10 protein-coding genes are annotated in these 10,353 nt (G+C 40.6%); 4 read left to right on the top strand and 6 right to left on the bottom strand.

Going from position 1 to position 10,353, the window contains the following annotated elements; translation table 11 throughout:
• The 4 genes from KGY70_11215 to KGY70_11230 form a co-directional block, all read left to right on the top strand.
• The coding region (locus tag KGY70_11215) for a sugar phosphate isomerase/epimerase (protein MBS3775749.1) at positions 1 to 940 on the top strand (940 nt) is incomplete at its 5' end.
• 85 nt (positions 941 to 1,025) lie between these two features.
• Entirely contained in the window at positions 1,026 to 1,253 is a 228-nt protein-coding gene (locus KGY70_11220) for a hypothetical protein (protein ID MBS3775750.1), read from the top strand.
• 368 nt (positions 1,254 to 1,621) lie between these two features.
• The gene (locus KGY70_11225) at positions 1,622 to 1,879 is read left to right on the top strand and encodes a DUF4160 domain-containing protein (GenBank protein ID MBS3775751.1); all 258 of its coding nucleotides are present in this window, start codon (positions 1,622 to 1,624) and stop codon (positions 1,877 to 1,879) included.
• A 7-nt stretch (positions 1,880 to 1,886) separates the two neighbouring features.
• Positions 1,887 to 2,165: a DUF2442 domain-containing protein gene (locus KGY70_11230; GenBank protein MBS3775752.1), complete on the top strand. Its 279-nt coding sequence runs from the start codon at positions 1,887 to 1,889 to the stop codon at positions 2,163 to 2,165.
• Between the two features lie 280 nt (positions 2,166 to 2,445).
• Here KGY70_11230 and KGY70_11235 read toward each other — a convergent pair whose 3' ends face one another.
• The 6 genes from KGY70_11235 to KGY70_11260 all read right to left on the bottom strand — a co-directional run.
• Entirely contained in the window at positions 2,446 to 3,528 is a 1,083-nt protein-coding gene (locus tag KGY70_11235; protein ID MBS3775753.1) for a hypothetical protein, read from the bottom strand.
• Positions 3,529 to 3,734: 206 nt separating this feature from the next.
• Positions 3,735 to 4,325, bottom strand: coding sequence for a hypothetical protein (locus tag KGY70_11240; GenBank protein MBS3775754.1), 591 nt, complete (start codon positions 4,323 to 4,325; stop codon positions 3,735 to 3,737).
• Positions 4,326 to 4,336: 11 nt separating this feature from the next.
• The gene (locus KGY70_11245; protein MBS3775755.1) at positions 4,337 to 5,404 is read right to left on the bottom strand and encodes a hypothetical protein; all 1,068 of its coding nucleotides are present in this window, start codon (positions 5,402 to 5,404) and stop codon (positions 4,337 to 4,339) included.
• A 155-nt stretch (positions 5,405 to 5,559) separates the two neighbouring features.
• A complete protein-coding gene (locus tag KGY70_11250) occupies positions 5,560 to 5,910 on the bottom strand; it encodes a hypothetical protein (GenBank protein MBS3775756.1) in 351 nt (116 codons plus the stop codon).
• A 1,130-nt stretch (positions 5,911 to 7,040) separates the two neighbouring features.
• Complete coding sequence (locus KGY70_11255; GenBank protein ID MBS3775757.1) at positions 7,041 to 8,537, bottom strand: TolC family protein; 1,497 nt, start codon at positions 8,535 to 8,537, stop codon at positions 7,041 to 7,043.
• Positions 8,538 to 9,035: 498 nt separating this feature from the next.
• Positions 9,036 to 10,353: efflux RND transporter permease subunit (locus KGY70_11260; protein ID MBS3775758.1), on the bottom strand; the 1,318-nt coding region annotated here is incomplete at its 5' end.

The following is a 10,353-nucleotide window of genomic DNA, read 5'->3' on the forward strand; positions in this document are numbered from 1 at the left end:
AAGAAGTTTTATCAAAACAGCAGCCATAGGGAGCACTGCAGCATTTGTGCTGCCCGGAAAATTAATGGGCCGGACTTCAAATAACGATCATAAAATTCCTTTGGGAGGACCCATATTTAAGGATTATCAATCACCGGAAGAATGGATCGGTTATCTGCAGCAGGAAGGCTATGGAGCGGCCTATTGTCCGATTCAGGCAGATGCGCCGAAGGAAAAGATCAATGCCTATGCAAAGGCAGCCGGGGATGCAGGCATCATCATCTCCGAGGTGGGCGCCTGGAGCAATCCCATCAGCCCCAATGAAGAAGAGCGGAAGGATGCCATTGATAAATGCATCAGAAACCTGCAGCTTGCCGACGAGATAGAAGCCCGATGTTGCGTGAACATCAGCGGATCAAGGAATAAAGAGCACTGGGCAGGCCCTCACAAAGATAACCTGACCGATGAGACATTCGACCTGGTGGTAGAGACCACGCGTAAGATCATCGATGCGGTAAAACCCACCCGCACCTACTTCGCGCTCGAAGCCATGCCCTGGGCATTCCCTTATTCTCCTGATTCTTATCTCCGCCTGATCAAGGCAATCGAAAGGAAAAGGTTTGCTGTTCACCTCGATCCGATGAACATGATCACCAGCCCGAAGATCTATTTCAACAATGGAGCCCTCATCCGGGAATCCTTCAGAAAACTGGGAAAGTGGATCAGAAGTTGCCATGCCAAGGATATCGTGCTGAGAGAAGATACCTACACCCCTCAACTGGAAGAGGTGCGCCCCGGACAGGGAGAAATGAATTACAAGGTATTCCTGAAGGAGCTGAGCAAGCTGAATGGCGTACCCCTCATGATGGAGCATCTGGACACTGCAGAGGAATACAGGAGGGCGGCCGAATACATCCGTAAAGTAGCGGGAGCAAATGGGATTGAGCTATCGGGAAGTTAATGTTTATTGAACAGTAATAAATAATTCCGAAATCCTCACACATCCATGCATGGTACTTTCGGAGGTTCCGAAATAGTCTCTCAGATTGCATGAACTTCGTGAAAAGGCTGAAAGTGCTCTGAAAAACCTGTTTGACCGTGTAAATGCATTCATCACCATCGATGGATACGAAAAATATAAGCCCTTGGTGAAGGAGCTCAATGCCCTGATCGATAGCTATGAAACCAGCATTGAAAGAAGGCTGAGCAAGGGTAGAAAGGAACAGGATGAGGAAAACGAACTGGACCAGGACTTTGAGGAAGCTGTGGAATAATGGTCAGGAATAGGCCTGAATAGAAAGTTCAAAAATATTTTGACCATATACATGCCCGCAGGCAGGCGGGAGGCATATAAGGTCATTTAAATAATCATGCAAATTAAACCCTCCTTGTTTCTCCGTGATTTTCCTCTGTGGTTCATATCTATTCTAATCACATAGACATGATTTACAAGATGGGTGTTCTAATTCTTATTCGGTCCGGAGCCTTTCTCAAAGAGCAAATATTAACCTGTGTAAATCAAAACCTTATTTTCCTTATCTTAAAGCTTAGTAGCCAGCTAAAATAACATTTGCATTATTTTTTACGTTACAAAAAAGTAAATTAAGTTCTTTTAATAAATTAGCAGAAAAATAATTAATGAATGCCGGAAATCTCCAGATTCTATGGGATAGTTATTTATATGTTCTATAATGAGCACAATCCACCGCATTTTCATGTGAAATATCAGGACTATGAAGCCGTTATAGATATTCAGGATGAAATAGTGCATGGTACTTTACCCAGAAGGGCATTAAGATTAATATACGAATGGATGGATCTTCATAAGGATGAATTGTTAATGAACTGGAAACTGATGGAAAAAAGAAAACCCTTAAATAATATTGAACCTTTAAAATAATAGTAGCATGGAGTTGATTAAAGTGTTAGATGCCAATTATATAGAGGAATATAAAATCGAGTTTTTGTTTAACGACGGTAAAAAGAAAGTTGTGGATCTTAAAGATGAATTGTGGGGAGAAATTTTTGAACCCTTGAAGGATATGACCTATTTTAAAAATTTTAAACTGAATGATTTTACCATAGAATGGGAAAACGGAGCGGATTTTTCCCCTGAGTTTCTCTATTATTGGAATGAGAAAAAGCAAAATTTACCCGCCGGTCATCCCAACAGGATGGATAAATGAAACTGCCTTGAATATATTCATCTCTTATACCGGGATGAAGAAGTATCTTTATCAATAGCTGCAGAAATTACAGGTTTAAATACAACTGGAATGGTTCCCCCCAATTTAAAACCTTATTTTCCCTATCTTAAAGCTTAGTAGCCATAAGATACCCCCAGCCCCCTCAACCTTATTACCTTATTTTCTTTCCCCTAACGGCAATAAGGTAATAAGGTAATTGAATGTGGGGGAATTCCAGGGCCTGGATACCGCAAAGGAATAAAGCCTACGGCCTCCTGGTTTAGTATATCTCCTCAAGCTTATCAAAATCAAAATTGTAATACACCAAATCCCCAATATCATTAGGATAAGTAATAATCCGGTTGTTTTCCTTGTCCAGGGCAAAGGTACTGGTAGGATGGTCCAGCTTGATCCTCATAACAGGCGAACCTTCCCAGGTATAGATAAACAAATTTTTTGGAGCAGTATGTTTGATTTCTTCATCCTCCATATAAGAGTTGTTTCTGCCATTATAAAGGCAGTATATGTATCTATTATCGGATCGTATGGTATTAAAGGTTGATTTGAAATTGATTTTGGCTTCCTTTTCAAAGCTCATTTTTTTTGGCGTCTCTTCCCGGATCATATCCGGACCTTGTCTTTTGAACAGGATGTTGCCTTCAAAATCGGTGCAAACAATAAAATCGGCATGATTATAAGCGAAAATGATTTTCTGTTTTTGAGATGCAATGTGGTAATGATACCATGTTCTGGATATGATTTCCATGGGATCGTAATCCGGATAGATATTGGTTTTATTGGGGATTGAATCCACAATTTTGCCCTGGGCATTAAATACCATAAGGAAATTTTCCCTAAGATCCGTAGGATAGGTAAATAAATCATTTTTGAAAGGTGCCGAACCTTTGATAAAGGATGGTCGGGCAGGAATTTTAAAAAAGTGAGTGGGTTTGTAACCGGGATGATTTAAAATGCTATCAACTTTAAACTCCCATATTTTCCTGCCGGTTAAATCATTATACCAAATGATCTTATTTTTATGATCCCAGGAAGCGCCCCAGGGTTGTTGAATCTCTCCGGGCCCCTTTCCCACAACACCGGCGGAAGCAATATGTTCAAATGTATTTTTATCATAGATCTGGATTTTTTTCTCTGCTCTTCTGGTGGACAATATCAACAATGAATCGTAAATTTTTATACCACCGACATACTTATAAAAAGCCCCGGCTCCTGTTTTTTTGCTTATTAATTTCCTGGTTTCAGGAAATTCGATAAAAGTTTCTTTTTCCATTTGCTTTTGGTGGCAGCCAAAAGAGAAGATCAGGAATATAAAAATCGTAAGGATTGCTGTTGTTCGTTTCATGTCTGTATATTTTATATGCCTTTAAATTCTTAACTTACGAGCTTCCACGGCTCAATGAACATTCAAAATCTTCAAAAAACCAGTTTACTATTGGTTAACCAATACTTTTATTTTTACAACAAGACTCTATGAAAAAATAACATGAAAAATTTGTGTCTGTCAATAGTCATTTTCTCTTAGAAAACTATTCATTTTTTTAGGTTTTTTTATTTGTTTTTGAAATAATTGGGCAAAAGTTCCCTGAAATATTGCTGTCGAAGTTTTGGAAATACCTCGGGCAAATATAACATGTCGACATTCATTTGATCATCAGCAACAAAAATAATGGATTCTTTGGATAATTCTTCAGGGAAAAAGAATGTATCCACATAAACAGTAGGATAATCAAATTCCGGGATTTTAAAAGGTTGATTTTTATTTCCAATATTTGTGGTAACCAAAACCTTACCTGTATCAATCATCCCCTTTTCTTCCAAGATAGATAAATCCTGTAACATTTTGAAAATACATGTTCTACACACACCTTCTTGCATATAACAGATTATTTTTTCTCCTGTCTCAAGATGTTTAATCACTGATTTGTTTGACAACAAATCATTAATCTCTGAACTTTTAAAATTAATTCGATATAATGAAGCAATTCCTTGCTCATAACGTTGAATCAATCTATCTTTACTCTGAGTCTCCTTCTGTAGAGTAAAAATTTCTTTTTTATAGTCTCTAATTTTTATAGTAAAATAAATATTTGCAAGCATTAATATCCCAGTCATTAAAAATAATGCATATTTAAGTTTCATGGCTTCAAGTGCTATGGATTGATCATTTTCTTTAAATCATATCGATAAATTTTATCAATGGAATTCATATTTGTACAGTATAGGTAACGATCATCCGAGGAGGGAGCAAAGGCTAAAGTACCTTTCTTTAATTTCATCCGGGCAACGGGTTGGCCATTCCATTTAAATATGTGTACTTCTTGTTGGCCAATGGGCATTGATTCAAATCGTCGTTCACTTACTTTTTTACCTTTTCGGGGTCTGTACAAAACATATATATGTTGATTTGTAACTCTAATATAGTCATAATATTGAACTCCATATAATAAATTTCCATTTCTCGTTCCTAAATCTTTAAATTCAATTTGCTCGGGTAATCCTGTAATATAACTTACATGCAAAATGTTTCCTTTTTTATCTACTATTCTTAGCAAAGGAAAAAAACGATAAACTAATGCAAACATACTCCTATCAGGTTTTACATCATACCTAAAAGTATATACTGCTCTTCTATCAATTTCCGGAACCTTTAACCCAAAATCGGGATAATCAACAAAAGAACCGACTTCGTATGTGTCAATATTCAAAGTATCTATGGATTGTTGAGCGATCCTGCTTGCATTTACACCACAAATATATTCTTTGTCTAATCTAAAGATTTGGTTAAAAGGCAGTAGATTACTTGGTTTAGAAAATGATTCTTTAATGGTGAAATTATTATGAATGGATCCTTCTGGCAATTTTAAATAATAGATTTTTTTAAGGTCATCCACTTGAACTTGATTACGATAAAAACGAACCCCATTAGGGGTAGCCATTAAAAATTCGTGTGGCCCCTTGCCCTCTCTTCCAAACCATCCTAAGTATTTACATTTGGGCTGACTAAAGACCCTGAAAAGCGTATCAGTTTTAAAATTCGAAACAACTAAAAAACTATCATTAGCAACCATTGATATAGGATTTTCAAGAAATGATTGCGTATTGATACTATCTAAATTAGCAGAGGAGTATTTTGGTAAAGAAACCTCTTTTCTTAATGAATTTTTTTCATTGCAAGATGAAAGTATAAAAAAAGCAATAAATGTTAAATAAAAGTTCAATCGGAGAAAGATTCTAAAGGACAGCATTTAAAAATTTTAATTTTGGTTAAATAAAGACTTGGAAAGATATTCTGATAAAAATTTGTAATTAGATATTTATCAGAATACCTTCATAATTGTTTTTGTTTATAATTAAATATGTTCATTAACCTTTGTTATCCTATAAATATCTTCTTGAAAAAAGTTAAAATTGGGAACAGATAACTTTCCTTCTGGTTAGAACAATAAATTGTTTGCGGTTTTAATTCACAATTTTGAGCAGGTGAATATGCAATATCAACCCACACTTCCCTACAATACCAATCGTCTTCGCAAATATTATATGGCATTTTATTTATACCACATGAATAATTCCAATAACATATAGCACTACCACTAGCAACCGCCTCAATATTTGTCAGATTTAACTTATAAGCCAGATTGCTAGAATTCGCCATATAGACATTGTATGCCACAACTCCTACAAACAGGAGTAGACCGACAAAACTTATGATTTTCTTTTTCATAATTATTAAATTTGTAATGTTTTACCTGGCACGGTGCTCACGCTTATTGCTTTGATTTTTATTGGTTAGCAGCGTTTGCATCGTGCTTTTTTAGATTCAATGCTAACCAAAAACCGTTTTTGATGGATGGCCGGTACACACTTTCCTTCGGATTACTCTGCTTCTGCTTCACCCGAGGGAAAATTACTGGATTCTCGCATAGTTGGGGACACCTCCTTTCTTTTATTATTCAGTTGTTAATTCAGTAGTCATTCATTGTCATTCAGTTGATAACTCGTTAGCGAATTCAATGGTTATTCCATTGTTTATTCAATTGTCATTCAGTTATTTTATAGACACAAGCTAAATTAGATTACCTATTTCTTGCTTATTTATATTATAAGCCATTGCTTTTCACACGGATACGATTGAATGACAACCGAATGACCATCGAATTCACCACAGAATAACAATCGCTTTATCATTTTATACGAACCTCTATAACAAAGTAACATAAAAAGTCTGGTTCTGTCAATAGTCATTTTTTTAGAAAACTATTCATTTTTTTAGGTTTTTAATGGTTATTCACGTAATGAGCGCTTAATAAGTTTTATAGCGGGTTGCTTGCCGTTTGTAAAGACAAATGTTGTTTTCGGGTTCTATATAAACAGCTTTTATCCAATGTGTTTAAAAAGTAGCACTTGTTTAAGCCCGGTGCGTGTCCGCTCGGCTCATGCTCTTAGCCGACCCGTCCGACCGGGATGCATGACCCTGGATACTGTTGAAATATCATATTTTGGTCAATTAAAAATTCTATTTGCAGATAAACACAATAACCGGTCAGACGGGGTTCCACAGCCGAATGATATAGATATTTGCGGGGTTTTGTACAAAGAATCCTGATGCTCTTGTCGGATGAAAAAAAGCCTCCAGATTCTTTGGAAACAACTTAATGACTATTTCATAGGCATTTAATTACCTCAAAAACCAATTATTTTTTAACATCAATTTAATAACCTATTAAAAATCAATAAATGACCATAAATTAACCACCCGCCTAATGTTTCAAATACAGTAGCCATCGGATCATGGCAACCTTCACACTCTTTGTCAAACTCCAGTTGAACTCCCGTCAAACATTACATGCCTTCTCATTCATGCAACGCCTCAAATTCCTCTGTAAGCTTTTCCTGGTCCATAAAATCGTAGAGCGTCATGCGTCTTATCTCGTAATAATCCTGCCAAAAGTTTCTCAGCGACTGGATGTAGTTCCTCATGGACTCATCCTGTTGGCGGGAGGCGTCGTTCAGCTCCAGCACGCTCACTTTGCCTACCAAAAAACGCTTCCGGGTGATGTCGTACCTTTGCTGGGCTGTCTGGTTGGCTTGCTCTTTAACCTCCACCTGATCGTCCTGCAGGTTGAACTGCATCACCATCAAAGCTACATTTTGCCTGAACTCTCGCTTTGACTGCTCGACATTGGCTTTGGTCACTTCCTGGCTTGACTGGGCCATTCGGTAACGTCCTTCAGACTGACCCCAGTCTGCCAGCGGAATTTCCATTCCCACGGTGATGCTTTCCTGGTTCTGGGGATTCTTGTATACATTATTAAACTCCTCGGCCTGCTGGGTGAGCCCGAAGCGGGCAAACAGATCGGCATTAAGCCCCTTGTCGGCTCTAGCCTGGGCCACATTCTGCCTGGCCTGCAGCAGTTGTTTTTTAAAATTAACCATCCGCGGGTTGTTTTCAACGGCAAGCTCTGTCGCTTTTGACGCGTCGATGGTTAAATCCGGCACGTCGGAAGGGGCGGTAAGCTCAAGCTCTACGTTTTCATTGAAGCCCAGGAACGATCTAAGGCGTATCCTGGCGCCCTGGAGATCCACGCGGGCCTCGTTCTTGTTTGTCTCCGCGTTGAGGTAGCTCAGCTTCATGTTCATCAGCTCGTTTTCGGCAATGGTGCCGATCTCGTACCGCTTTCTGGATATTCCGTAAAGCGTATCGGCATTGGCATAGTTGGCTTTAGCTATTTCCAGGTTTTTCTGGGCCAGCAAAAGATCGAAGAAGTAGTTTACTGCCTGTATGGTCACTTCCTCCAGGGAGGCAAGGTACTCCTTCCTGGCTTCCTTGTATTTGAGCGGTTCGATCTCCTTTTCCCATCTATATTCGTTGTAAAACAGGTTGGGTTGGTGGTAGCTGATGCTCACCGGGGAAGACCTGTAAAAATGCGCCCGGTTTTCGCCAAACTGATCAATTCGCTGGAGATCGGTGTTAACCCTCAGGTATCCCCCGGTAAGTCCTATATTTTGCTGCATCGTGAGGTCCAGCGTGGAGGTATTCACATTGTCCTCTACATAAGAGTAGGAACCGTCAGGATTCTGGTATTTTTTGAGGGCTCGGCTGAACTGGGGAAAATCGGACTGCAAAGTGATCCTGGGCAGGTACCTGGCCTTGTAGGATCGGAACTCCCAGTAACTGGCCCTGAACTGGTGCTTGGCCACCAGCGCCCCCAGCGACTGCTCCCTGGCCAGGTCGATCACCTGGTTTAAGGTGAGTTCTTTTGTGGTGGTTTGAGCTTTTGTAACAAAATGTCCACTGAATAACAGAACAACTGTAGATAGTAGGATTTTGAGGTTTAAAATTTTCTGCATAGTATCTGATTTTTTGCTTTAGTCGGTTGATTTATGTTTAGGACTGTGAGTTCCTTTGAGCATTCCTTCGTGTCTATAGTGGTTTAATATTTAACCACAAAGGAGCACCAAGTCAGGCTCGAAGGACACAAAGGAAACTCTGGAAAACCATTTTATGCTATTATTATTATGTTAAACTTTCTTCCCTCCCGCGCCCTTGACCTCCCGGTAAATAATCGGGACAAGCTCTTAAGGGGAATCCTTCCCACATCCACCCTTAAGTTGGTTGCCATATATTTAATTATTATTTTAACAAAATTCTTTTCGTCAAACAATTTATTCTGTTTACCCTTTTAGACTGAACTCAATAATGTTGAGAACATTTTTATTTCAATACCAGCCCCGCATATTGGAGATACAAACTAATGACCATCAATGACAAAAAATGACAATCAATGACTATTTCCTTTTTTGCCAACTCCTCTGTCAATTTTAATCACTAAAATTAGCATATTCCTGTCACTTTCTAACAAAAAATGCCGGCAGAAATACCAGCAGCCCGACCGACGAGAATATCAGTCCCCCGATGCTGCCTGCTGCAAAGGCAAACCAGAACGCCTCATCCTGCCCTCCGATGAGAAACGGCACCAGCCCCAGTATGGTAGAGGAGATGGTCAGCAGGATCGGGATGATCTTGTGGTTGAACGCCTTCAGGTATCGCCTCAGGTGGCTGCCTCCCAGGCGTGATACGCTGTTGTACTCGTTGATGATATAAAGACCCGCGTTCACCGTGATACCTGCCAGGAGGATGAACGATGCGAACCCGCCCTGGTCGAAGTTGATGTTGAACAGGTAAAAGGTCAGGAATACCCCGATGAAGGAGACGGGCACCAGCGAGAGTATGACAAACGGCTGGCGCAGCGACTCGAACAGGATCGAGCAGATGAAAAAGATGATCAGTATGATCAGCCCGAGCATCCAGGCTTTGCCACCTTCTTCCCTCAAGTATGAATAGGAGGCCTGTTCAGCCCGGTATCCCAGCGGGAGGCCAGCGTTGGCCTCCCGCACGAACCGCTCCATCACTTTTTCCTTGAGCGGGTTCGGACCAACGAAATCAAAAGCTACCGCCAACTGGTACTCCTGGTTGTTCTTGTAGATATCAGTGCCTGTTTTTTTGCGATTTACCTGACCGGCCAGTTTCAGCTTGGTCATCTTCCTCCCGCTGTCCAAAGGCATGTTGCCCAGGTCCCACCGGTCGAACTGACTGGTAGAGGACTCCAGGTTCAACTGCTGCCGCTGGCCACCGATGAAAAAGCTTCCGATGTTTTCAGGCTGGGGCGTCTCCCTTTTCAGCGACCGGTAAATCTGCCGGGGCGGAAAATCCATCCGGGCCAGGTACTCGCGGTTCAGATCCACCACCATCTTGTGGCGTGTGCCCGATGACCGTCGCCTGCTTCCACCGGTGATCTCCGGGTCTTTAACCCGCTCGTGCGCGTTGACATTCTCTTTCAGTCTTTGGGCGTAATGATGCAGCCTGTCGTAATTGTATCCATACAGGTAAACACGGGCGTTTTTGTAGCCCGTGTAAACGGCATTGCTGAAGCCCCTTCCCACTCCATAAATGCCCCAGTCCATACCACCCAGGTTGTTGGCCCTGGCGATAAGCTTGCCCTTCAGCTCAAAGGGAAAGAAGCTCCGCTCGTGCTCGGGCTCAAAATAAACAACAATCCGGGCATTCTGGGGGCTGGTGATCCGGGTGGTATAAAGCTGGACCTGGTCGAACCGGTTCAGGTAGTTCTCCATTCTGCGAACAGCCGTGTTGAGCTGCTGTATGGTA

The sequence above is a fragment of the Bacteroidales bacterium genome, assembly GCA_018334875.1.
Taxonomy (GTDB): domain Bacteria; phylum Bacteroidota; class Bacteroidia; order Bacteroidales; family UBA12077; genus JAGXLC01.

Coding starts and splice junctions, on each gene's coding strand:
- KGY70_11240 (MBS3775754.1), bottom strand. CDS start 4,325: ATGAAACTTAAATATGCATTATTTTTAATGACTGGGATATTAATGCTT.
- KGY70_11235 (MBS3775753.1), bottom strand. CDS start 3,528: ATGAAACGAACAACAGCAATCCTTACGATTTTTATATTCCTGATCTTC.
- KGY70_11225 (MBS3775751.1), top strand. CDS start 1,622: ATGCCGGAAATCTCCAGATTCTATGGGATAGTTATTTATATGTTCTAT.
- KGY70_11230 (MBS3775752.1), top strand. CDS start 1,887: ATGGAGTTGATTAAAGTGTTAGATGCCAATTATATAGAGGAATATAAA.
- KGY70_11250 (MBS3775756.1), bottom strand. CDS start 5,910: ATGAAAAAGAAAATCATAAGTTTTGTCGGTCTACTCCTGTTTGTAGGA.
- KGY70_11255 (MBS3775757.1), bottom strand. CDS start 8,537: ATGCAGAAAATTTTAAACCTCAAAATCCTACTATCTACAGTTGTTCTG.